Origin of the sequence: Hydrocarboniclastica marina (assembly GCF_004851605.1) — a bacterium.
GTDB classification, from domain to species: Bacteria; Pseudomonadota; Gammaproteobacteria; order Pseudomonadales; family Oleiphilaceae; genus Hydrocarboniclastica; species Hydrocarboniclastica marina.
Map to the genome: position 1 here is coordinate 3,754,593 of NZ_CP031093.1, position 23,249 is coordinate 3,777,841.

The 23,249-nt window shown below is 59.2% G+C and carries 22 protein-coding genes; 9 read left to right on the forward strand and 13 right to left on the reverse strand.

Translation table 11 applies throughout. The features are described 5' to 3' along the window. Positions 1-43: 43 nt before the first annotated feature. Positions 44-1,006 carry an isopenicillin N synthase family dioxygenase gene (locus soil367_RS16630; protein ID WP_342777434.1) on the reverse strand — a complete coding sequence of 321 codons (963 nt, stop codon included), beginning with the start codon at positions 1,004-1,006 and terminating at the stop codon, positions 44-46. 225 nt (positions 1,007-1,231) lie between these two features. On the opposite strand from soil367_RS16630, the gene soil367_RS16635 reads away from it, so the two are divergent. Continuing rightward, positions 1,232-2,593 carry an 8-oxoguanine deaminase gene (locus soil367_RS16635; protein ID WP_136550152.1) on the forward strand — a complete coding sequence of 454 codons (1,362 nt, stop codon included), beginning with the start codon at positions 1,232-1,234 and terminating at the stop codon, positions 2,591-2,593. Between the two features lie 72 nt (positions 2,594-2,665). On the opposite strand, the gene soil367_RS16640 is transcribed toward soil367_RS16635, so the two are convergent. Both soil367_RS16640 and soil367_RS16645 read right to left on the reverse strand, forming a co-directional pair. Beyond that, positions 2,666-3,664 carry a formamidase gene (locus soil367_RS16640; RefSeq protein WP_136550153.1) on the reverse strand — a complete coding sequence of 333 codons (999 nt, stop codon included), beginning with the start codon at positions 3,662-3,664 and terminating at the stop codon, positions 2,666-2,668. 86 nt (positions 3,665-3,750) lie between these two features. Next, positions 3,751-4,440 (reverse strand): GntR family transcriptional regulator, encoded by a 690-nt coding sequence (locus soil367_RS16645; RefSeq protein WP_136550154.1) that lies wholly within the window; start codon positions 4,438-4,440, stop codon positions 3,751-3,753. 281 nt (positions 4,441-4,721) lie between these two features. Here soil367_RS16645 and soil367_RS16650 point away from each other — a divergent pair, with 281 nt between their 5' ends. From soil367_RS16650 to hpxZ, 8 genes are read left to right on the forward strand one after another with little or no spacing between them, the layout of a single operon-like run. Further along, on the forward strand, positions 4,722-6,287 hold the full coding sequence (locus soil367_RS16650) for an ABC transporter ATP-binding protein (protein ID WP_136550155.1): 1,566 nt from the start codon (positions 4,722-4,724) through the stop codon (positions 6,285-6,287). Continuing rightward, positions 6,284-7,342: an ABC transporter permease gene (locus soil367_RS16655; RefSeq protein ID WP_172962377.1), complete on the forward strand. Its 1,059-nt coding sequence runs from the start codon at positions 6,284-6,286 to the stop codon at positions 7,340-7,342. The genes soil367_RS16650 and soil367_RS16655 overlap by 4 nt, the downstream gene beginning before the upstream one ends. Positions 7,343-7,376: 34 nt before the next feature. Then, positions 7,377-8,309: an ABC transporter permease gene (locus tag soil367_RS16660; RefSeq protein ID WP_136550157.1), complete on the forward strand. Its 933-nt coding sequence runs from the start codon at positions 7,377-7,379 to the stop codon at positions 8,307-8,309. A 31-nt stretch (positions 8,310-8,340) separates the two neighbouring features. Next, positions 8,341-9,402, forward strand: a complete 1,062-nt coding sequence (locus tag soil367_RS16665; protein WP_136550158.1) for a BMP family ABC transporter substrate-binding protein — start codon at positions 8,341-8,343, stop codon at positions 9,400-9,402. Next, complete coding sequence (locus tag soil367_RS16670; protein ID WP_216642740.1) at positions 9,399-10,118, forward strand: cysteine hydrolase family protein; 720 nt, start codon at positions 9,399-9,401, stop codon at positions 10,116-10,118. Before soil367_RS16665 ends, soil367_RS16670 begins: the two co-directional genes overlap by 4 nt. 6 nt (positions 10,119-10,124) lie before the next feature. Then, positions 10,125-10,811 carry a biuret amidohydrolase gene (gene biuH, locus soil367_RS16675; RefSeq protein ID WP_136550159.1) on the forward strand — a complete coding sequence of 229 codons (687 nt, stop codon included), beginning with the start codon at positions 10,125-10,127 and terminating at the stop codon, positions 10,809-10,811. Further along, entirely contained in the window at positions 10,808-12,619 is a 1,812-nt protein-coding gene (gene atzF, locus soil367_RS16680; RefSeq protein WP_136550160.1) for an allophanate hydrolase, read from the forward strand. Before biuH ends, atzF begins: the two co-directional genes overlap by 4 nt. 2 nt (positions 12,620-12,621) lie before the next feature. After that, on the forward strand, positions 12,622-13,020 hold the full coding sequence (gene hpxZ, locus soil367_RS16685; RefSeq protein WP_136550161.1) for an oxalurate catabolism protein HpxZ: 399 nt from the start codon (positions 12,622-12,624) through the stop codon (positions 13,018-13,020). Here the strand turns inward: hpxZ and soil367_RS16690 are convergent. The 10 genes from soil367_RS16690 to soil367_RS16735 all read right to left on the reverse strand — a co-directional run bounded on the left by soil367_RS16690 (position 13,015) and on the right by soil367_RS16735 (position 23,036). Beyond that, on the reverse strand, positions 13,015-13,962 hold the full coding sequence (locus soil367_RS16690) for an isopenicillin N synthase family dioxygenase (protein WP_136550162.1): 948 nt from the start codon (positions 13,960-13,962) through the stop codon (positions 13,015-13,017). The genes hpxZ and soil367_RS16690 overlap by 6 nt on opposite strands. Positions 13,963-13,979: 17 nt before the next feature. Continuing rightward, positions 13,980-15,326, reverse strand: a complete 1,347-nt coding sequence (locus soil367_RS16695) for an amidohydrolase family protein (RefSeq protein ID WP_136550163.1) — start codon at positions 15,324-15,326, stop codon at positions 13,980-13,982. 106 nt (positions 15,327-15,432) lie between these two features. After that, the gene (locus soil367_RS16700) at positions 15,433-15,930 is read right to left on the reverse strand and encodes an ureidoglycolate lyase (RefSeq protein WP_136550164.1); all 498 of its coding nucleotides are present in this window, start codon (positions 15,928-15,930) and stop codon (positions 15,433-15,435) included. Then, positions 15,927-16,952 (reverse strand): allantoicase, encoded by a 1,026-nt coding sequence (gene alc / locus soil367_RS16705; protein ID WP_136550165.1) that lies wholly within the window; start codon positions 16,950-16,952, stop codon positions 15,927-15,929. Before alc ends, soil367_RS16700 begins: the two co-directional genes overlap by 4 nt. A gap of 4 nt (positions 16,953-16,956) precedes the next feature. Then, the gene (gene puuE, locus soil367_RS16710; RefSeq protein WP_136550166.1) at positions 16,957-17,898 is read right to left on the reverse strand and encodes an allantoinase PuuE; all 942 of its coding nucleotides are present in this window, start codon (positions 17,896-17,898) and stop codon (positions 16,957-16,959) included. After that, a complete protein-coding gene (locus soil367_RS16715; protein WP_136550167.1) occupies positions 17,895-18,581 on the reverse strand; it encodes a TetR/AcrR family transcriptional regulator in 687 nt (228 codons plus the stop codon). The genes puuE and soil367_RS16715 overlap by 4 nt, the downstream gene beginning before the upstream one ends. Positions 18,582-18,650: 69 nt before the next feature. Then, complete coding sequence (locus tag soil367_RS16720; protein ID WP_136550168.1) at positions 18,651-19,427, reverse strand: outer membrane protein OmpK; 777 nt, start codon at positions 19,425-19,427, stop codon at positions 18,651-18,653. Between the two features lie 58 nt (positions 19,428-19,485). After that, positions 19,486-20,406: an ABC transporter permease gene (locus tag soil367_RS16725; protein ID WP_136550169.1), complete on the reverse strand. Its 921-nt coding sequence runs from the start codon at positions 20,404-20,406 to the stop codon at positions 19,486-19,488. 1 nt (position 20,407) lies between these two features. Continuing rightward, complete coding sequence (locus soil367_RS16730; protein ID WP_172962378.1) at positions 20,408-21,514, reverse strand: ABC transporter permease; 1,107 nt, start codon at positions 21,512-21,514, stop codon at positions 20,408-20,410. Continuing rightward, a complete protein-coding gene (locus soil367_RS16735) occupies positions 21,501-23,036 on the reverse strand; it encodes an ABC transporter ATP-binding protein (RefSeq protein ID WP_136550170.1) in 1,536 nt (511 codons plus the stop codon). Before soil367_RS16735 ends, soil367_RS16730 begins: the two co-directional genes overlap by 14 nt. Positions 23,037-23,249: the final 213 nt, after the last annotated feature.

Sequence of the window (23,249 nt, forward strand, 5' to 3'; positions counted from 1 at the left end):
TTGCTATTGATGAATTGCAGCGGCGTAAGTGCTTGTACGGTTTTCATGTGCCATAGGTGTTTGTCAGCTTTTCCTGCAAATGCTGGCCGGCGGTAGTGGGTGGGTAGAGGGCGGGCTGGTGTTCACCGACACAAGAGCTGATACAGACGATTTCTGCGTCCTTATTGGGGTGGCAAAAGAACGCAATCGAGTAGCGGTCCAAGTGCCTGCACTCCGGCGCTACATTGACCCGGTGGGGCGTGGAGCAAAATATTTGGTTGGTCCAGCGATGCATCAGATCACCGGTATTAACGACCACCGTCCCGGGTATGGGCACTGCACGCAGCCATTCACCCGCCCGGGTACGAACTTCCAAGCCGCCCACATCATCCTGAAACAACAAGGTGATGCTGCCGTAGTCAGTGTGCGCGCCCGCCCGGCTTTCACCGTCTGCCGGCTCGAACCCCTCTGGCAAGGGCGGATAATGCAACAGGCGCAGGGTGTGGTGATGCTTGTCGTGAGCTCTAACGAAGAAATCGGCAGGCTGCTGCAGAGCCAGGGCAAAGGCCTCCAACACCCGATCCGCGGTATTGATGCAGTCGTCCAGAAAATGTGTCATGACCTTGCGGAACCCTGGGTGTCCCTGAGGCCACCGATTTTTTGGAACGCCAGCGCCGGGCTCCTCGGGCGCCAGGTTGAACGCCTCTTTCAGGTCACCTGGCCGGGCAGGGTCCAGCCGCTCACGCTTGACGCCTACATAGCCGCGATTGCTTTCGGCGTTCTGCCACGCAACAAGGTTCTTTTCTGCCAGCGGCAATGCGAAGAACTGCCGTGACGCCATGAAGGCCTGTGTTAGGCTGTCGGCCGCCATGCCACAGTTCGCGAGATAGAAAAAACCCCAGTCAGTGCTGGCCTTGCGCATCCGTTCCGCAACCAACTTCCGGTCGCCATAAAACCCGCTCATGAAGGGTCCGAAATCGATTATCGGAATATTCGGCCCAGTTCCCGTCATCCTCTCTACTCCCATACCTACCAAATGGTCAGTTTTTTTATCTGCAACCGCTGTGCCATTCCGGATGGCCCAGGGAATAGGGATTAGCGGGCGCAAGACACAATAAGGCGCTCCATTACGGCGCATCGCCTGGAAATGATGACCACAAAGTCAGCCTTTTGGGGCGTGGGAGAAGGCACTAGTCTTGCATGGGACTGGCGACCTGTTTAACGCACCACCAGCCGGACTAACGAGAGGGATATGACGCAATCACTGTTACTGAAGAACGCCCGCACCATCGCCACCATGGACGATGAACTTAGAGAGATCGCCAACGGCTTTGTACTTATCCGCGGCAATCGGATCGTCGGGGTAGGGCCAGCCGAAGAGGCACCTACCGATGCCGACCGCGTGATCGACATGACCGGGCATGTAGTCATACCGGGCCTGATCAATACCCATCACCATATGTTCCAGTCCCTGACCCGGGCTCTGCCAGCGGCTCAGAACGGCGAATTGTTCGACTGGCTCAGTGCCCTGTTTCCAGTGTGGCGAAACATCACCCCCGCCATGCAGCGCGCCGCCAGCCGGACGGCCATGGCGGAACTGATGCTATCTGGCTGTACCACGGCCGCCGATCACGCCTACCTGCACGTGAACGGCATCACCCTGGATGACAGCGTACAGGCGGCTACCGAAATGGGCATCCGCTTCCATGGCGCTCGAGGTGCCATGAGCCTCGGCCAAAGCCGGGGCGGATTGCCGCCGGACGACCTGGTGGAAGCCGACGAGTCTGCCATCCTCAAAGACATGCAAAGAGTGGTGGAAACTCACCACGACCACAACGCCGACGCCATGGTGCGGGTGGCCCTGGCGCCCTGCTCGCCTTTCACCGTCAGCACCGACCTGATGCGTGAGGCCGCCACCATGGCCCGAGCACTGAAGGTCGGCCTTCACACCCATACCGCTGAAAACTGGAAGGACGTGGCCTTCAGCAAGGAACGCTACGGCATGACGCCTACGGAGTTCACCGAGGCTATGGGTTGGGTAGGCGACGATGTCTGGCACGCCCATTGTGTGCATCTGGACGAGCCGGGTATCGCGCTCTTTGCCCGGACGGGCACCGGCGTAGCCCACTGCCCGTGCTCCAACATGCGCCTGGCTTCGGGCATAGCCCCCATCCGGAAAATGCTGGATGCCGGAGTGAAGGTAGGTCTCGGGGTGGACGGCAGTGCGTCCAACGACAGTGGGAACCTGCTGGACGAGGCCCGGCTGGCCATGCTGTCGGCGAGGGTTCGGGACCAGGAACCCGGAGCCATGACGGCCCGGGAAGCCCTCCGGGTGGCTACCCGCGGCGGAGCTGAGGTGCTCGGGCGCGGAGACGCCCTGGGGCGGATACAGGCCGGCTACTGCGCGGACATTGTGGCATTTCGCACCGACGACATTGCCATGGCAGGCGGCCAGAGCGACCCTCTAGCTTCCCTTGTGTTCTGCACCCCGCCCCGGGTGGCCTGGAGCATCATTAATGGTCGGGTGGTAATTGAGGAGGGCGAACTTCGGACACGCTCGTTACCCCACATCATAGAAGAGCAGAACGGAATGGCCGGAAAACTGTTGGCTTAATCCGGGGCCCCGGGGCGGCCCATTCCCTGAATCTTGAGTGACCACCCCGGAAAGATTCGATCAGACCATCTTTTACTGTTCAGGCTGATACTCCCGATCAGGAGATGGGAAACCAAAGTCCCTGCCATCTACCACTTTCACATCGTCGTCCCACGGCAGGTGATACTGACCGCGCACCATGTCTTGCATGAAGGTATAGGGACAATCGGTGGCGCCACCCTTGACCGCTACATAGCCACGATGCCCTAGTTGATAGATATTGTTTTCGACGCCCCAGTGGATGCGAGCCTCGTCCACCAGGTCGGGGCGAACCTCTGCCGTGATGATCTCATCCGCAAAACCATTACCCTCCACGATGGGCTGGCCATCGAAGTTGACCACCATGCCTTCACCCATTGAATTGAAAGTCCCGTCACTGCCGGCTAGGCAGACATTAGCGGTCACCATCAGATTACAGAAGGCGTTGGCCTGGTTTGTGATCTTCCAGGCGTGGCGGATCGGTGAGGTGTAGCCCGCGGTACGCAACATAATATTTGCGCCCTTGTAGGCGCATTCACGCGCCACTTCCGGGAACATCCCATCATGACATATGGCGAGAGACAGACGGCTGCCATTGGGCCCGTCGCAGACCGGAATGCCGAGGTTGCCAGGCTCCCAGGGCTCCACTGGTACCCAAGGGTGCAGCTTGCGGTAAAAGAGACGTACTTCGCCGGTGTTATCAATAATGACGCCGGTGTTGTAGGGATTGCCGCCAGGGTTGTGTTCCATGATAGAAAAGCAGCCCCAGATGTCGTGCTCCCGGCAGGCCTGCTGGAAAGCCTCCATTTCAGGCCCGTTGCGATCACACATTATGGCCGGGTCGGTGCTCATGGAGAGGCCATGGAGACAGTACTCGGGGAAAACCACCAGGTCCATGACTGGTGATTGCCGACGGGCCTTGCCTACAAGTTGGCAGACCCGCCGGGTCTGTGCCTGAAGTTGCTCCGGCGTTCCTACGTCTGGCAACTGCAATTGCACGAGCCCGATGACCAGCCCGTGGGGGGATTTGTTCAAACCACCTAATCCACTCATTTAGCACCTACTCCTCTTGCGGTAGCCCAAATTGGTGGAGGTGATTTAGCAGGAACCATGCCAGGGGAACCGAACGCTAGATAAGCTCATCCTTCCAGCACCCTTTCCCTCCGGCGAAGTTCAAGCTGGGCGAGCGTCACTTCACGGCTTTTCGCCTGACTTTCATGGACATGGTCCCGCAGTAGTGATGCGGCCCCCTCGAGATCGTTGGCGAGAATCCGCTGGCAGACCTCGTGATGTTCCCGATACGTTCTCATTACGCTTTCAGGGTCCGGCAACCCGAGGCGACGCACGATGCGGATATGGTCGTTGATGTCCCGCAGGTACTGAACCAGCACCGGATTGCCGCTGAGTTCTGCCAATCGGATGTGGAATTCCTCCTCCGCATCCTTGAACTGCTCAGTGCCCTCCAGCCCAAAACCGGCCCTGTCCGGGTCCCAGTCTTCCGCCAGCTGTGCGATGCCCCGGTACGGGATACGGCGCGCCATCAAAGCGAGGCCCTCCAGCTCCAGGCCAACCCTGACATCGTAATACTCGGCCAGCTCGAAAACATCGAGCGGGCGGATGTAGCATCCGTGCTTGGGCCGAATTGTAAGATACCCTTCCACAGCCAGCCTCTGCAGCGCTTCCCGCACCGGTGTTCGACTTACGCCGAAACGCTGGGCCAGCTCGGTTTCGGTTATCCGGCTGCCCGGGTACAGCTCGAGATTCATTATGCCCTGACGCAGTTCGTGGTAGATGCGGTCTGTGGTCCATTTTCTTGTGGACGTAGCCATACTTCGGTCCTTGATATGTTGTTGTATACATCATTCCTTAGGACTCGTTTTTTTTCAACCGCCCGGAACGCCGAACGACAGATGTTTACGCACCATCCTTGAGCACAGCTCCAGCCAACGCACCCAATTCGGGCACCCGCTTGACCGCCACAGCGCACCTATTCACGAAGAAGTTCTGTCCTTATCTGCTGTGCTAGTGCATCTTCCGCCCCTGTGAATGGCCAATGGCATGATCCATGCAACGTTGCATACAACAAACAGATGCGACTTAAGGTTCGTCAATGGAGATTCAGCTCTACAACGTTACGAAGCGCTTTGGAGAAGTTACGGCCAACGACGGGATCACCCTCGACATCCGTCAGGGTGAGGTCCTTGCCCTCCTCGGGGAGAACGGCGCAGGCAAGAGCACTCTCATGAAGATGCTGTTCGGACTATACCCACCAGACGAAGGCAGTATCCTGGTCAACAATCGGGAAACCATCATCGATTCTCCTCAGAAGGCCATGTCTCTCGGCATCGGAATGGTCTTCCAGCAATTCAACCTGGTGCCTGCGTTGTCGGTACTGGATAACCTATTGCTGGCCTATCCAACACCACCTTTCTGGACCTTCAGGGGACTATTTGGTGAAACCGGGTCCCATAGAAAGGTGCTCACCTACCTGGAAGAGCTCATGCCCGGTCTGGATCCATCCACGCTGGTAAGAGACCTCTCCGTGGGACAACGCCAGCTACTGGAGCTGGTCAAGGTACTGAACCTGGATGCCAAAGTCCTGATTCTGGATGAGCCCACCTCGGTATTGCCACCCCAGGAAGCAGAAAGGCTATGGGGTTTGATACGCCGGCTGGGGGAGAGCGGTCGAAGCGTGATACTGATCACTCATAAGATGCAGGACGTCATGGCCTGTGCCCACCGGGTCGTGGTTATGAGAGCCGGAAAACTGGTACAGACCCTGAGCAGGGAGGAGTGTAGCGAAGCCTCGCTGGTCCGCCTCATGATGGGCGATAGCAATCAAAGATCTTCTATTGATGTGACGCCCCGGGATGTGTTTTCCGGCAAGCCGCCGCGGGTCAGTATACGCAAGCTCAACGCCCGCCAAGGTGTTCAGTCGATTGAGAATATCGACCTTGATATTAGACCGGGAGAGATCCTGGGCATCGCCGGGGTATCGGGTAACGGGCAGCACCTGCTGGCGGATTCTCTGGTCGGACTGGCTCCACTCTCCCAGGGTGAAGTGATTATTGACGGTATTGTTTTGCATTCGGCTGCTCGTGCCCCGAAGACCTCCGAGCAGGTCGCCTACATACCTGAACAACCCGCAGTGAATGCTGTAGCAAGCGACCTCTCGTTGACCACCAACGTAGCCCTTTCCCATTTCCGGCAGCTCCGTTTCTTTCCAGCCTGGGAACCGGAAATTGAACAGACCCGCGAAATCATCCGCCAATACCAAGTACGGCCCGACAGCCCTTCGCTACCCGCCGGACAACTATCGGGAGGCAACCTGCAAAAACTGGTGGTGGGCCGAGAGCTACAAGGGCGCCGTGATCTGATCGTGGCAGCCTACCCCACCATGGGACTGGACGCTGGCGCCGCTCATGACATTTACCAGGCCCTATTTGCCAAAGCCCATGATGGTGCCGCTGTTCTGTGGATCTCGGAAGACCTGGATGACCTCATGGCGTATGCCCACCGCATCGCTGTGCTTCAGGGCGGACAGATCTCTGGCATGTTCGACCCACGGGAATGCGACCGGCTCGACATTGGCCGGGCCATGACTGGCGAACATCAATCCGCCACCGCCGGCCCCACAGCGATAAACGCCGAACCACACACGAGGGCTGCCTCATGATAAGCCACACCCACGCCGCAACACGGTTTGGCCTGCGCCTGCTCGGCGGCCCTGCCGGGGCAGTTCTGGTCATGGCAGCCACTTTTGTGGTGGCGGCCCTGGCGTTCTTTTCACTCAACGGCCGTGAGTCAGTGTCCCTTTTCCAGGAAATGGTAATGGGCGCGTTTGGCGATAGCTATTCCTTCAGCGAGACCCTGGTTAAAACGGCCCCCATTCTCCTAACCGCACTAGCCGTGGCGTTGCCCGCGCGCCTCGGCCTAATCAGCGTGGGTGGCGAAGGACAACTCTACCTGGGCGCACTGTTTGGCACCGGAGCAGTCCTGGCCGTATTGGATCAGCCTGGCTGGCTACTGATGCCGTTCATGCTGGCTGGCGCAATGGCGGGAGGCGCGCTGTGGGGCGTCATCCCAGGCCTTCTCAAGACTCGCCTGGGAGTCAACGAGACCATATCCACCCTTCTGCTGAATTATGTCGGAGTACTGCTGGTGAGCTTCGTCGTCCACGGTCCGTGGAAGAACCCCAACTCTCTAGGTTGGCCGGCTACCATCGAGTTCCCAGACGGGGCGATCCTGCCCCAATTCTTCGATACGCGGGTCCACCTCGGATTGGTATTCGGTATTGTCGCGGCTGTAGTCCTGCACGTCCTAGTCACCCGCAGCCGATGGGGGCTGGGTCTGCAAGTCAGCCGCAGCAACCCTCGGGTGGCCGCAACTGCTGGCATTTCCTACGAGCGTAACGTTCTGATTGTGATGGCCGTCGGCGGGCTGCTTGCCGGTCTCGCCGGTATTGCTGAGGCCTCGGTGATCCAGAACCGGCTGCAGGACGGTCTGGCCAGCGGCTACGGCATGACCGGTTTCCTGGTGGCCTGGCTCGCCGGACAGCATTTCCTGCGTCTTATCCCGCTGTCAGTACTGATGGGCGGTCTCCTCGCTTCAGCCGACTCTCTGCAACTTTATGCACAACTTCCCAAGGCGAGCGCCGACATCCTCCAAGCTCTGCTGTTCATCATTGTGCTGGCGGTGGCAAGTCTCTGGCCGAAGCATCGTGGTGCCTGAACAGCACCACCGGTAGAAATTCAGAGGAATCTGTATGGAATATTTCGTAACTGAACTCCTTACTCTGCTGTTTGCGGCTCTGCGTAGCGCCACGCCAGTGCTTGCGGTAGTGCTGGGGGAATCTATGACTCAGCGCAGTGGCGTTATCAACCTCGGCGTGGAAGGTCAGATGCTGTTGGGAGCGATGACCGGTTTTGCGGTGGCCTCCCTGACCGGCGATCCGTGGCTGGGTGTGATGGCTGCCTGTGCTGCAGGAATTGGCCTATCGATGGTGCACGCTATCCTGGTACTCGGCTGTGGTGCCAATCAGGTCGCCAGTGGCGTTGCGGTCCTGATACTTGGCGGCGGGCTAAGTGCCTACTATGGGATCCCGTTCGTGGGGGAGAGGATCGACTCTCTCGGCAATTTGAACCACACCTTTGTGAGCGAGATTCCGCTGCTGGGTCAGTTCCTCGGGCCCATCACACCCACCATATTGATAACCCTGCTGGCCATTCCCGCCATCTCTCTTTTTCTTTTCCGGACCCGTACCGGCCTACGCTGGAGGTCAGCAGGTGAGTCCCACGACATTACCCGCAATCTCGGCCATAACCCGGTCCCTTACCAGCTTGCAGCAATCGCTTTCGGCGGCCTGATGTCTGGCTTCGGTGGTGCTGCTCTGGCGGTGGACTACACCGCCAACTGGGTGGAAGGCATGACCGCTGGCCGAGGGCTGGTGGCCGTGGGTCTTGTGATCGTGGCTCGCTGGAACCCCTGGTACGCGCTACCCGCTGCGTTGCTGTTTGGTGCTTCGGAAGCTCTCAACCTGAAACTGCAGTCCTGGGGGGTTGATATCTCTCCCTACCTGCTCGCAACGCTTCCCTACCTAATTCCCCTGAGCGTGCTCATGCTCAGCTATCGCGGGCTTAGGGCCAGCGGTGGCGGCATGCCGGCCGGATTAAGGGTCGTCTTTCAAAGTGCTCGATAACTGACTGAACATAACCAAACGGAGAATCACCATGAAAAAAGCGATCCGCACCTTGTTGGCAACTTCTATCCTGGCGATCAGCGTCCAGGCTGCAGCCGAGACCAAGGTTGGCTTTGTCTACGTCGGACCGAAGACCGACTATGGTTATAACTACGCTCAGGACCAGGGCCGTCTCTACCTGGAAGAGCACATGGACGACGTGCAAACCGTGTACTTTGAAAACATCCCGGAAAACGCCGATGTGCAGCGGGTAATGGAGCGTATGATTCGCTCCGGGGTCGAGGTGGTGTTCCCTACCAGCTACGGCTACCTGGACCACGCTCTGAAAGTGGCGGAGAAATATCCGGACGTGTACTTCGCCCATTCAGGTGGCCTCAAGACCGCCGACAACCTGATGACCTACTTCGCAGAAATCGATCAGGCCATGTATCTGGCCGGCGTCGCAGCGGGCTTGACTACAGAGACCAATCAGCTGGGCTTTGTTGCCGCCCATCCGATTCCACAGGTATTGCGTAACATCAATGCGTTTACTCGTGGCGCACAGAGTGTGAACCCCGAGGTGACCACCTCAGTAATCTGGACCTCCAGCTGGTCCGATCCCACTAAAGAGGCGGAAGCGGCGGAAGCGCTAATCAGTGGTGGCGCGGATGTGCTGAGCGGTCACGTGGACTCGCCAATTAACTATGTCCAAGTGGCTGAGCGCCGGGGCGTATATTCCGTGGGTTACCATGCCGACGCCAGCAAGTTTGCGCCAGAAGGCTGGCTGGTCGGCGCGGTCTGGAACTGGGGCCCGATGATGGTGGATATCGTCACTTCCGCCCAAGACGGCACATGGGAGTCCAAGCACCTACGGGGTGACCTGCTGACCCAGGCCGCCAAGCTCAGCGAATTTGGTAGCGCTGTCAGTGAAGAGGACCGCCAGACCGTGCTGGACCGCCGGGAGGCGATCATGAATGAGGAGTTTCAGGTCTGGGCCGGCCCGGTAATCGGACAGGACGGTACAGTGATTGTTGAGGAGGGCGACACCATGACCCTGAGTGAGACCGAGAAAATGGACTTCCTGGTTCAGGGCGTCAAAGGACGTCTCAAGTGAGCACGTCCGCAGCCATTACAGTTCCCGATGCGCGGCCCTACGCCTGGCCGTGCATCGCGCCGGTCGAGCCCCGGCAGCTGGCACTGGTTATCATCGACATGCAGAAGGACTTCTGCGCTTCCGGTGGATACATCGACTCCCAGGGTGTTGACCTGACTCCCGCCAGAGCCACCATCGAACCCATTCGCCGCGTTCTGGCGGCGTTTCGTGCACTGCCGGGAGCCCTGATCCTCCACACTCGTGAGGGTCACCGACCGGAGCTCGTGGATCTCCCGGCCAACAAACAGTGGCGCAGTGAACAGGTCTGCCCCGGTATTGGCAAGGATGGCCCTCTGGGCAAGATTCTGGTTCGCGGTGAAGCTGGCTGGGAAATTATCCCGGAGCTGGCCCCAGCCCCCGGCGAAATCGTGATCGATAAACCTGGCAAAGGTGCCTTTTATGCTACCGACCTGGATCACATTCTGCGCCTGCAAGGCATCACGCATCTTATCGTAACGGGCCTCACAACGGACGTTTGCGTGCATACGACCGTCCGTGATGCCAATGATCGTGGCCTCGAAACCCTGATTCTTAGAGACTGCACCGCTGCCACTGAGGCCCGACACCGGGATGCCATCTTCACGATGACAGAAATGCAGGGCGGACTGTTCGGAGCCACAGCCACCTCCGACCAGCTCCTTGAGGCCCTCTCCAGCCTACGATCGATCCAGGAGTAAGCAACCATGACCACCACCCTGAACTCTCGTCCCTATGCCTGGCCATGGGATAACAACCTGGACCGGCTCAACACTGCCCTGGTCATTATCGACATGCAGACTGACTTTTGCGGCGAGGGCGGCTATGTCGACACCATGGGCTACGACCTGTCCCTTACTAGAGCGCCCATCGAGCCCATCAGTCGGCTGCTGAGTCGTTTTCGGGCTCTGGGCATGCCTGTGATCCATACCCGTGAAGGGCACCGGCCTGACCTCAGCGACCTGCCCCCCAACAAGCGCTGGCGTTCATTGCAGATCGGCGCCGGCATCGGTGACCCCGGCCCCTGCGGACGCATCCTGGTGCGGGGGGAGCCAGGCTGGGACATCATCCCGGAACTGGAACCCCAAGCTGGCGAGCCCATCATCGATAAACCAGGTAAGGGCTCGTTCTACGCTACCGACCTGGAGCTGATTCTGAAGACACGGGGTATCCAGAACCTGATCCTGACCGGCATTACCACCGACGTATGCGTGCACACTACGATGCGCGAAGCGAACGACCGCGGATTCGAGTGTGTGCTGGTGGAAGACTGTTGCGGAGCCACCGATCAGGCAAACCATGACCACGCAGTCAAGATGATCCAGATGCAGGGCGGCGTATTCGGCGCCGTTACCGACTCCGACAGCCTGCTGAAACGACTGGGGGCCTTATGAAGGCCCCTTTTACGCCGCCGGTGAGGCTCGATATTGACTACCTGCAGGAGCTTTATCAGGCGGGGGAGCTGACCCCGAGAGAGCTGCTGGGACAACTCGATGAGTACCAGACTGCGTTCGCCGACCGGAACCCGTGGATCCACTACCTTACGCCCGAAGAGCGGGAACCCTTTCTGCAAGCTCTGGAGGGCCATTCACCAGAATCTCTGCCGCTTTATGGCGTGCCCTTTGCCATCAAGGACAATGTCCACCTGAAGGGAATTCCAACTACGGTGGGAAATCGACATATCAGCATCCTTCCAGAGGCCAGCGCCTTTGTCGTTGAGCAGCTGCTGGCTGCAGGGGCGATTCCCGTGGGCAAGACCAACCTGGATCAGTTTGCCACCGGGCTCAACGGTACCCGTTCCGATTTCGGGCCATGCGGTAACGCCTTTGATGCAGATTGGATATCGGGTGGTTCATCCTCCGGCTCCGCAGTGGCGGTCGCCCTGGGGCTGGTCAGCTTTGCTCTGGGTACCGATACCGCAGGTTCCGGCCGGGTGCCAGCCGCCCTCAACCACATCATTGGCCTCAAACCCACTCTGGGTAGACTGAGCGTGGATGGCGTGGTTCCCGCATGCCAGAGCCTCGATTGTGTGGCTATCTTCGCCCGCACTGCACTCCAGGCCAACCAGATCCTGTCCCTGGCTGATCAACGCAACCCAACCGATCCATGGCAGAGGAACAGCAGACCTCCCCGAGGATTGGTAAGTGAAACGTTCAGCTTCGGCATTCCTCCTGCCGATCAACTGGGGCTGACTGAATACCCGGAAGCCAAGGAGCTTTTCGATGCCACTGTTGAGCATCTGGAAGCTCTTGGGGGACGAGCCGTAGAGATCGACTTCCACCCTTTTTCCGAAGCAGCAGCACTACTTTATAAAGGGCCCTGGGTTTGTGAGCGGCAATTGGCAATCAGGGCGCTGGTGAATGCCCCGGAACAGGTCCATAGCGCCGTTGTTGAGGTGCTGGCGGGCAGCGACAAATACTCTGCCGGTGACACTTTCAATGCGCAGTATCGGCTGGCCTCCCTGAAACAGCAGACTGATCGAATCGTACGGAGCGTGGACATCGTTGTCACACCGACGTGCCCGGGCCCCTACACGATTAACGATATGATCGCTGATCCGATCGTGCTTAATGCCCGCCTGGGAGCCTTTACCAACTTCATGAACCTGCTGGATTACGCAGCGGTTTCTGTTCCGGGAGGCTTCCTGGAAAACAACCTGCCCTGGGGCGTTACCCTGTTCGGCTTCTCCTGGAGTGACACAGAGTTGTGTGTGCTGGCCGACCGCTTGCACCGCCGGGTTACGAATACCATTGGTGCAACCAGCGACGCATTGATCCCGGAGGATCGGCCACGGACAGCGCGCACGCTGGATGTGGCAGTATGTGGCGCACATCTCGAAGGATACCCCCTAAACAGCCAGCTAACGGATCGTGGTGCCGTGCTGGTGAGACGCATCAGGACCGCTCCCCGATACCGTTTCTACGCATTGGCAGGAGGCCCACCGTACCGGCCCGGACTGGTCCGATCAGAGCATGCCGGCGTTGCCATCGAAGTAGAGGTGTGGCGCATGCCGGAGGATCGGTTTGGAACGTTTGTGGCCGGGATTCCCCATCCGTTGGGTATTGGCCAGCTTGAGCTGGAAGACGGCACCTGGGCTACCGGTTTTATTTGCGAGCCCTGTGGCATGGAGGGCGCTCAGGACATCAGCCATACTGGCGGCTGGAGAAACTATATGGCAACCCGATCAGTGACGGAGAATTGATTATGATGAACCTCACCATCAATGCTCCAGATTGCGTTGCCAGCGTCACGCATGCGTTCGAGGCTTATGAAAAGGCCCTGATCGACAATGACCTGGCCGTACTCGACGGTTATTTTTGGGCCTCGGAGTTCACCGTACGGTTTGGGGTTGCCGAGAACCTCTACGGAGCTGAAGCCATCAAGGCCTACCGCCGACAATGCCAACCCGTGGGGCCCGGGCGGGTCCTGGACGGTACCTTAGTGACAACGTTTGGGGATGCATTCGCCACTGTCAGCACCCAGTTCCGGGATGGGGTAACGGAAGACCAGGGCCGCCAGATGCAGACCTGGGTCCGTTTCGACGCTGGCTGGAAAGTCGTCGCCGCCCACGTCAGTGTGATGAGATCAGCACCGGCCTCATGAGGTTTTCCGATGCTCATAGGTCGCATTCAGCCGTGACGCAAGATAGTCGGAACAGGTGACCGCTTCATACTTCGGTTTCTGGTCCGGAACAGTGTCGCGAGGATCCACAATCGAGTCGGGGTTCACTTCCAGGAAGAAGGCAATCGCATACCGCTCTCTTTCGGGCGGGCGGACGCGATGGGGAGTCGAAACATAGGTGTCATTGCTCCAGCGCATCAGGCAGTCGCCGATATTACAGATGAACGCTCCCGGCACGTAGGGAGCCTGGATCCACTCGCCCTGGCGGTTGAGCACTTCCAGACCCGCGACCTCATCGGTGGCAAGGATAGTGACGTTGCCATAGTCGGTGTGCGCCCCTGCAGCACCATCCTCCCGCTCGATCTTGCCGGCGCTGGGCGGATATCGGAGCATGCGCAACGTCGCGATCGGCAGGGAGAGGTGTGACGAGAAGAAATCTTCGTTCAGCCCAAGGTCCAAGCTGAAGCCGCGATGGTTGGTGCGCCCCAGTTCCAGACAGTGATCGAAGTAGTTCAAAGCCTGTGAGCGCCAGCCGGGGATCGGTGGCCAGAAGTTCACGCCCCGGAATGGCTTGCCGGCCACCACGTCGGGGTGATCCTCGGGAAAGTCGGTTCCGATGTTGAACGCTTCTTTCATGTCAGAACCTGACTCAGGGTTAAGTTTTTCATCCGCCATGGCGACATAGCCCCGGTTGTGAGGCGACCGTTTGATGGACAGAGCCTCTTTCTTGGCCGGCGAAAGTCCGAATAGGTCCCTGGCGCCAGCAAACGCAGCTTGCAACACCGACTCGGGAATACCATGGTCGGTGGCGTAGAAAAAACCCACCTCCCGGCAGGCCCGGCCTAGTTCGGCGGCGGTTTGCCGACGCACCGCAAAATCGTCGCTGTTCAGACCAGCAATGGAAATCAGGGGTAAAGATGGCATGGCTCTGCCTCCGGGTTTCAGTTCATGGCAATTCGGGTATGGGCCAGCTTACGGCAGGCCTCATGTAAGCGCATGCCCTGCTCGTGGGCCTCGACAATGATGCTCCGGCCCGAGACGCGGACGGGCTGACCTGCGGCGATCAGCTGGTGGCCGTCAACCCAGACCGAGTCGACGTTGGCGGGGGTGGCGGCAAAGACCAGATTCCAGATCAGGTTGCCCCCCTGCTCATCAACGCTGACCGGGGTTAGATTGGCACCTCCCAGGTCCAGCATCAGCAGGTCTGCTTTCTTGCCGGGTTCCAGCGAGCCGATCTCATGATCCAGATTTAGCGCTTTCGCGCCGTCAATGGTCGCCATGCGCAGGACCTGTTCCGCTGGGAGTACGGTGGCGTCCAAACGCGTGGCTTTCTGAATCAGGGACGCAAATTTCATTTCCTCGAATAGGCTCAGGCTGTTGTTGCATACTGGTCCGTCCGTACCCAGGCCCACGGTCACGCCGGCCCGAAGCATCTCCGGTACCGGCGCCACACCGCTAGCCAGCTTGGCGTTACTGACCGGGCAATGGGCAACGCTGGTGCCGGTATGGGCGATACGAGCGATCTCTTCGTCGTTCAGCCACACACAGTGGGCCAACAGGGTACGCTCCCCGAGGATGCCGTAGTGGTCCAGCATCGCCAGTGAACGACGCCCGAAGTCGGCGGTGACCGCCAGCTCCTCTGCTTTCTGTTCGCTGGCATGGGTGTGGATGCCCACCCCGAACTCGCGGCTCAGATTAGCGGCTTCCCGGTAGGCCTCTCCGGAGCAGTAAAACAGGTGTTCCAGCCCCATCCAGACCCGCACCCGCCCCTGCTGGCCCTCGTGGTGGCTGTTGATCAGGCGACGGTTCTCCTCCCGGGTTGAGAAGAAATCCTTCCCCGGGCGGTCGGCGACGTAAGGAGCGAGCTGAACACGCAGCCCCAGTTCGGCAGCCGCATCGGCACAGCGGTCCATGTAGCGAAACATGTCCATCACGCAGGTAGTGCCGCTTTGCAAGGCCTCCAGGTAACAGAGGCGGGCCGAATGGTAGGCAAATTCTTCCGTCATTGCCCGGTGCTCCAGTTGGTACCAGGGCAACCACTCCATGAGCGGCATGTTTTCAGTGATACCCCGCATCAGGCTGGAATGGGAATGGCAGTCAATTAGGCCCGGCAGCAGGGCATAGCCACGGCCATCAATCACCTCGCAGTACATCGGTACGGTCACATGTTCCGACTCACCTACCTGGGCAATACGGCCATCCTCCACCACCAGGGTGCCCTCGGGAATAATGCGGTTGCCTTGGTCAATGGTGAAGATAGCAACGTTGCAGATAGCAAAAGCGCTCATGAAATACTGCCTCCATTACTGTTCTTGGAGCCTACTAAGCAATCAACACTGGCTGGCGGTATCTCATCGCGACAGGTTTCAGACCGGAGCACGGCAAACCGATGCTTCAGCGGAAGCAAGGCTTTATCGGACGCATGAGCGTGACTTCGTCACAGTTTTGCCCGCTACCCTGGCGATCAACCACTAGGTAATCGGAATCGACATGCAGTGGCAGTAGCGGCGCGTGCCAGGTTCCTGGCCGGTAGCTCACGCCGTGGTCGCCCGGGACCAGAAAGACACGAATCTCGTTCTCGTCGAAAGGGCCCGGCGGCGCCACAACAGCCACAAAAGGGCCTCGGTTAATCGGCACAAAAGCTTGGCTGCCCAAGGGATGCCGCTCCATCAGCGCAATCACTAGCGGCTCGAGGGGCTGACCCCGGAATATTGAGAGGATGCCCTGGTCGTTTACACCAAGCAGCTCCACCGTGGCGAGCGCATGGAAGCGTTCGGTCCTGCCCTGGTTGATGGGGAACGAGTCCGCCCCGTGCGTGCCGATCACCTCGCCAAACGGCGCGAAGGCCTGCCGCGTCAGTGGTTCTGTCGCAACCTCGCGTAGCGCGCTCACTGTGCCGGTCGTCCAAATAGCCGCAGCCGGCTGACCCCGCCGTCGGGAAGGATATTGAAACGAATGTGCGTGATTGGCCCCAGCTCAATCAGCTCGCTGAACTGATGGATGCTGTCGGCGGTCAACGGCTGGTCCGCCATCAGCGTCGGCCAGAACATACTCTGGGTGACCAGCGACTGTGCGGTGCCCGCGCCGGGTTCGACACTGGCGCCCTGGATGGAGCAGGCTGCAGGAAAGTTGCCTTTGAAATGGGCCGTGTCCACTTCGATACGCTGCGCAATACCCTTGTGGCCCAGCGCCAGGATGCACCAGTCATTGCCCGGTTCCCGCCGCCGCCGGGTCTCCCAGCCATCCCCCATATTGACGCCGCGGCCGGGACGCAACAGCTTACGCGGCTCACCGTAGTGGGCGTCGCTCCAGGCCACCTGGTCGCCGCCCTGCTCCAGGGCTAGTAGGTTTACCGTCTCATCAGCAGACAACTTTGACCAATCGCAAAAAGGTTTACCGTAAACCCTCAGGCGTGCCAGACCGCCATCCGGGTATAGGTGCAGCCGTAGATGGGTCCAGGGCTGATCGCTGTTTATGCCGCAGAAGCGGTGATCGTTGCCCTTCAGCTCGATGGCGGGGATCAAGGGCTGCCAGGCGCTAGCCTCGTCCGGGTCGTTTTCGGGGCTGAAGCAGGCGTCCAATGCGACTGCCGGGGGATAATTTCCGGTAAAGAAGCTGGTATCGAAGTCCACGCCCATCAGCAGCCCTGGCATGGCCAGGCGGATGATGCACCAATCGTGGCCAGTTGTACGGCGCCGGCGTGTCTCCCAGCCGTCCATCCACTTGCCATGTTCATCAAAGCGGTCCGGGTAGAATACCGGCTGACCGGGGGCCAGCATGCGCTCCCGGGGAGCAAAGAACTCGTCTGTGACCTCAACCACCGCCGCGCCCAGGCTGCCATCCGCCAGATTAAGCCCTTCACGGGTAAAACCCGGCCCTTCCACAACCGCCGCTATCGTCGCGTCGCTACTCATCCTTCTACTCCGGTGTTTTTTTCTGGTAGGGGTGAACCTGCTTCCAATGACGCGCTATGTCGATGCGACGGCATATCCACACCTGATTGTGCTGCTGCACATAGTCGAGGAAGCGCTGCAGAGCCCGGAAGCGTCCTGGACGACCGATGATCCGGCAGTGCAGGCCTACAGACATCATCTTCGGCGCGGTCTCGCCCTCGTTGTAGAGCACATCGAAGGTGTCTTTCAGGTACTGCAGAAACTGCTCCCCGGAATTGAAGCCCTGGGGAGAGGTGAAGCGCATGTCGTTAGCTTCCAGTGTATAAGGCACCACCAAGTGGGGCACGTCGGCACCGTCGGCGCCCGTCACAGTGGTCCAGAATGGCAGGTCGTCACCGTAATAGTCGCTGTCGTACTCGAAGCCGCCCTGCTCCACCACCAGCCGGCGGGTGTTTGGGCTGTCCCGGCCGGTATACCAGCCCAGGGGCGGCTCACCGGTGAGGCGTGTATGCTGGTCGATGGCTAGTCCCATATAGCGGCGCTCTTCCGCGGCACTCATATATTGATAGTGAATCCAGCGCATGCCGTGACAGGCGATTTCATGGCCATCCTCAAGGAAGGCTTTAACCACCTCCGGATTACGGGCCAGAGCCATCGTCACGCCAAAGACTGTCAGCGGCAGTTTTCGCCGGCGAAACTCCTTCAGAATACGCCAAACGCCCGCCCTTGAGCCGTACTCATAAAGCGATTCCATGCTCATGTGCCGGTCTGGGTAGGCGTCGGCGCCGATGATGTCGGAGAGGAACGCCTCGGAATGGTCGTCACCGTGGAGCACACAGTTCTCGCCGCCCTCTTCGTAGTTCAGCACGAACTGGACAGCGACTCTTGCATTATCGGGCCACTGCGGATGCGGCGGATGCTCGCCGTAGCCACGCATGTCCCTGGGATAGCTTTCTGCTTCAGTCATGTCGGTTTCTCAAGTCCACACCCCTTCAGGATCACATCGGTCAGAAACTCAGCCGCATGGTCAAAGTCCCGCTTCTCGTATTCGGCCTTGTTCTCGACCATCAGAATCTGAACCTGGAAGTCGGCGTAATGTTGTGTGGATGACCAGACCAGGAAGATCAGTTGGACCGGGTCCACTGCCGCCATGCGCCCATCGTCAATCCAACGCTGGATTACCTCTGCCCGACCCCGAACCCATTCGCGCATGCTGGTGCGCAAGTGGTCCAACAAAAATGGGGCGCCCTGAATGATTTCCATGGCGAACAGGCGCGATGCCAGCGGGTAACGCCGGGACATCTCCACTTTGGTATGGATAAAGTTCGACAGGGCCTCGGCCGGGTCGTCCTCCGGACTGATATCGCTGAACACCTTGTTCCAACGCGCCAGGATGTCGTCAAACATGGCGCTGTACATCCGCTTCTTGTTGCTGAAGTAATACAGCACGTTGGACTTGGGCAAGCCTGCCCGTTCGGCTATGTTCTGGATGGTTGCCCCCCGGAACCCGTGCTGGGCAAACTCCTCCTCCGCAGCCTGCAGAATCTTTTCCCGATTACGCTCACGTATTCTCCCAGGCCGGTACCTCCGGTTGCCGGCTTTGATTGTCGTTCCTTCGAGTGGCGTATCTGCGACTGGGTTGTAAGTCATGGGATTCTCACTTGTTGTCCATGTGTTCAGGATTCCGGCAGGGTGATTCTGCCGGAATCCCGTTACGGATCAAAAGTGGAATTTCACCAGGGCGCTCACAGAGCTTTGAGTGTCAACAAGGGTATCGTCGAGCCCGAACTTGTTGTTCCAGTACTGGTACTCGACACCCGCGAAGAGCACACCCGGCTCGCCCCAGAAGTTGCTAACGTCAAGCTTGATCTGAGGAGTGAACTGGAATTCGGACTTATGATCGCTGGCCGCGGTGGACCAGTCGATATAACCGTCAACCAGGAAGAGAGCCGGCCCCAAATTGAAAGGCACACCCCAGCTCACAGTCATCTGCCAGTCGTCACTGATCTCGCTGTTGTTTACATAGTAAAAGCCGGTATTGAAGTAAGTGAATGCGGGAACGTCCCAGGCCAGACCAAAACCGGTTAGGTAGTTGTTAGCCTCAGTGCCGCCGCCAAACTCGTACTGCGCCGCCAGCATGACATCCTTGACCGGGCCGAATGACAATTCTTTGCCCGTCAGCCAGCTGCCGCTGAGGCTCGGTGCGAACTCGCCATAAACATTATCCTCTCCGTCGCGGCTGCTCCGGGGCTGGTCACGGTCGATGAAGAAAAATGTTCCCCCCCAGTTGTGGACAGTCAAATTCTCGAAGGTAAAGTAAGTAGCTTCTCCCTTACTGCCGCCGTCGCCATCTGGATCAAACTCGACGTACTGATAGTCGGCGCTGTGTAGCAAAGAGATACTTGACGCGCCGAAAAATTTCTCAGCGTGGGCCGCGGGGGCAAAGGAGGCTGCTGCAACACAGCCAGCAATCAGCGTTTTACGAAATGCGTTCATGGTTGAGCCTCATGGTTACTACTTCGGTTATCGTTGAGATGTAAAACATCAGTTGCTGTTAGCGGCCGGGCCGGAATGGCTGACCGAGGGAAAGTGGCGTATTCAGTCGGGTTCGGGCCGGATTCCAGGACAGCAGGACCAGCATCAGAATCGTCACCACGTAAGGCAGCATCGCCAGCAGCTCGGTCGGGCTGTCCCAGCCCAGCCCCTGCAAAACGAGGTGGAGGATGCTGGCCGCCCCGAACAAGTACGCACCAAGCAACACCCTTTTCGGCTGCCAGGTAGCGAAGACCACCAGGGCGAGCGCAATCCAGCCGCGTCCGGCGGTCATGTTCTCTGTCCACATGGGCGTATAGGCGAGAGAGAGATAGGCACCGGCCAAGCCTGCCATACCGCCGCCAAACGCCACTGCCAGGTAGCGCACGGCCAAAACCCGCAGACCATTGGCATTGGCCGCATCGGCAGATTCACCCACGGCCCGCAGTAAAAGACCTCCCCGGCTATGTCGAAGGAAGACATGCACAGCAGCAAAAGCAGCCAGCGAGGTGTAAACCAGCACGTCCTGATTGAAAAGAACCCTACCGATAACCGGTATATCGCTTAGCAGGGGAATCGCAACAGCTGCGAAGCCGTCAATGGACTGTCCCACGAAGCCGGCGCCGACAAACGCACTCAACCCGGTACCGAATATGGTCAAGGCCAGCCCTGCGGCGTACTGATTGGCAGCCAATGTGACCGCCATGAGCGCGAACAGCAGTGACATGGCTATGCCCGCTAATACAGCAGCGGCTAAGCCGACCGCAAGGCTGCCGGTTGCTAGAGTAGCGACAAAGCCTGCTACCGCGCCCATCAGCATCATGCCCTCCTGGCCCAGATTGAGGACGCCGGAACGCTCGCAGATCAGTTCACCGAGCGATACCAGCAGCAGGGGCGTGCCGGCGATGACCGTAGCGGCCAAGATATTGGTCAGAAGATCCATGTCAGGCCTCCTGCGGCGCAGCCAGAGCTGGCGCACCGGCTGTTGTCACGGCCGGCTTACGCAGCCGGATGCGGTAGTGGATGAAGGCATCGCAGGTAAGCAAGTAGAACAGCAGCAGCCCTTGGAACAGGCCGGTCACCGCCTTTGGCAGATTCATTGCGATCTGCAGCATCTCGCCGCCGATAAATGTCAGTGCCATGAGGGCGCTAGCCGCCACAATACCCAGCGCATGCATGCGCCCGAGAAAGACCACAATAATGGCGGTATAGCCGTAGCCTGGCGAAACCTGGGGCACCAGCTGGCCGATGGGGCCAGTCACCTCCGACGCCCCGGCCAGGCCAGCGGTCGCGCCGCCGACCAGAAAAGCAAACCAGGTCAGGCGGCGCGAACCGAAGCCGGCGAAGGCCGCCGCTCGGGTATCCTGACCCAGCACCTTGAGTTGAAAACCGATGAAGCTGTGCGAGAACAGGAACCACACCGCCACACCGGCCAGCAATCCGAACGCCAAGCCGAGGTGAAGACGGGTACCGGGTATCAGGGCCGGCAGGAGAGCGCTATCGGCAAACATAACTGACTGCGGAAAGCCGAAGCCGAAGGGATCCTTGAGGGGGCCGTGAACCATGTAAAGCAGCAGGTTCAGGGCGATGTAATTGAGCATGATGGTGGTGAGGATTTCATTACAGTGCAGGTGGGTTTTCAGGAACGCGGGGATGGCCGCCCAAAACGCGCCCACCATCAAACCTGCGCCGAGCACCAGCGGCAGAACCCAGAAACCGTCGGCCTCCAGCAGCCACACAGCCATCGCGCTGGCACCAAGAGCGCCCATCAGGAAGTGCCCTTCCGCTCCGATGTTCCAGAGCTTTGCCCGATAGCACACTGTAAGTCCTGCGGCACACAACAGCAGCGGCGCCATCTTTAGCCCCAGCTCTGCCAGACCGTGTACGTCACTGATGGGCGTGATAAAGAAGAACGTCAGCGCCTTGACTGGGTCCTTCCCCAAGGCTAGAAACAACACAAAGCCGGTCATTACCGTTAACAGCAAGGCCAGCGCGGGTGAGGCCCAACGCATCAGGGAGGAATCGACGGCACGACGCTCAAGCTGCAGCATCAGCGACCTCGTCGCGGCTAAAGTCGCCCGCCATCCAGCGCCCCAACTGTTCGATACTGACACCCGACGTGGGGGCCAAGGGCGACAACCGACCGTTACAGAGGGCGCCGAGGCGGCCACATAGCTGATACAGCTCGTCCAGATCCTCGGATATCAGCAGCACCGCCGTACCGCTATTTCGTAGCCGGACCAGCGCCTCATGGATAGCCACGGCGGAGCCGACATCCACACCCCAGGTTGGATGGGACGCCACGAGCAGGCGCGGACTCTGGAGGGCTTCGCGACCGATAATGTACTTCTGCAGATTGCCGCCGGAGAGGCTGCCCGCGGGGCTTTCCTCGCCGTTGCAGCGCACGCCGAAATCGTTTATCACCTCACGGGCGAACGCCTTTACCCTGGCAAAGCGGATCAAGCCCTTTTGTACCAGCCCCTGACTGGACGCTGTCAGCAGAGCGTTGGCTGCTAGCGACAATTCTGGTACCGCGCCGCGACCAAGTCTCTCCTCCGGAACAACAGCCATACCTAGCCGCCGGCGCTGAGCGGGTGACAGCCCGCCGATGGCGTGCCCCGCCAGACGGATTTCCCCGTCCGAGGTTTTGACTTCGCCTGATAACGCCTTCAGCAGTTCGTCCTGACCGTTGCCTGCTACCCCGGCGATGCCCACGATTTCACCCTGCCGCAAGGAAAAACTCACATCGGCCAGGCTGGCCCCAAACGGGTCGGCGCTCTTCCAGCACAGCGCATTCACCTCAAGGAGGGCCTCGCCGGGCTCGGCCGCATCTACTCGGGTGGAAACAGGCGTGTCATCCCCCACCATAAGACGGGCGATGTCTAGGGTAGAAACCTCTGCCGGTCGGCATTCGCCACTGACTCGGCCCTGTCGGAGCACCGTGGCGGTGTCGCAAAGGCTACGAACTTCTTCCAGCTTGTGGCTAATAAAGAGAATGCTACAGCCGCCCTTTGCCAACTGGCGAAGCGTGGCGAATAAGGACGCAACTTCCTGTGGCGTAAGCACCGAGGTAGGCTCGTCCAGTATCAACAGCGTGCTTTCCTGAATAAGGCAGCGGACGATTTCCACCCTCTGTCGCTCTCCCATCGATAGCGTGCTGACAAACCGGCGAGGGTCCAGCGCCATTCCGTAGTATTCGGATACCTCACGGATCCGCTGCGCCAGTCGACGGCGATCGCGGGCCTGATTCGCCGGGAGCCCGAGTGCAATGTTCTCGGCCACGGTCAGGGTTTCGAATAGGGAAAAGTGCTGAAACACCATGCCGATACCCAGCTCCCGGGCCCGGGCTGGGCTATCTACCTTTACCGCATGACCGTTCCAGATTATCCGGCCCTGATCCGGCTGAACCAGGCCGTAGATCACTTTCATCAGCGTGCTTTTTCCAGCGCCATTCTCACCCAACAGAGCATGGATCTGCCCTGCCTCCACGGCTAGATCAACACCGTCGTTGGCCCGGCATCCGGGATAGTCCTTAACGATGTCCTCCAACTTCAGCCGTAGCGCTGCACTCATAGACAGCCTCATATCGCTCAATCAGGTAACTGGCCGCAAAACTGACCATGCAATCAACATTTGAAGGACGAGCAATATGTTTGCCAATTATTAATATCAGCCCAAAAAAACAATAAACAAACCATTTGGTCAGATTTTTGCAGAATCCCGGGTATAAGTCGGCCCGCCCCGGTTTCTGTAAGAGGGGGTAGCCTCCCAGACCTTGCCTACTGC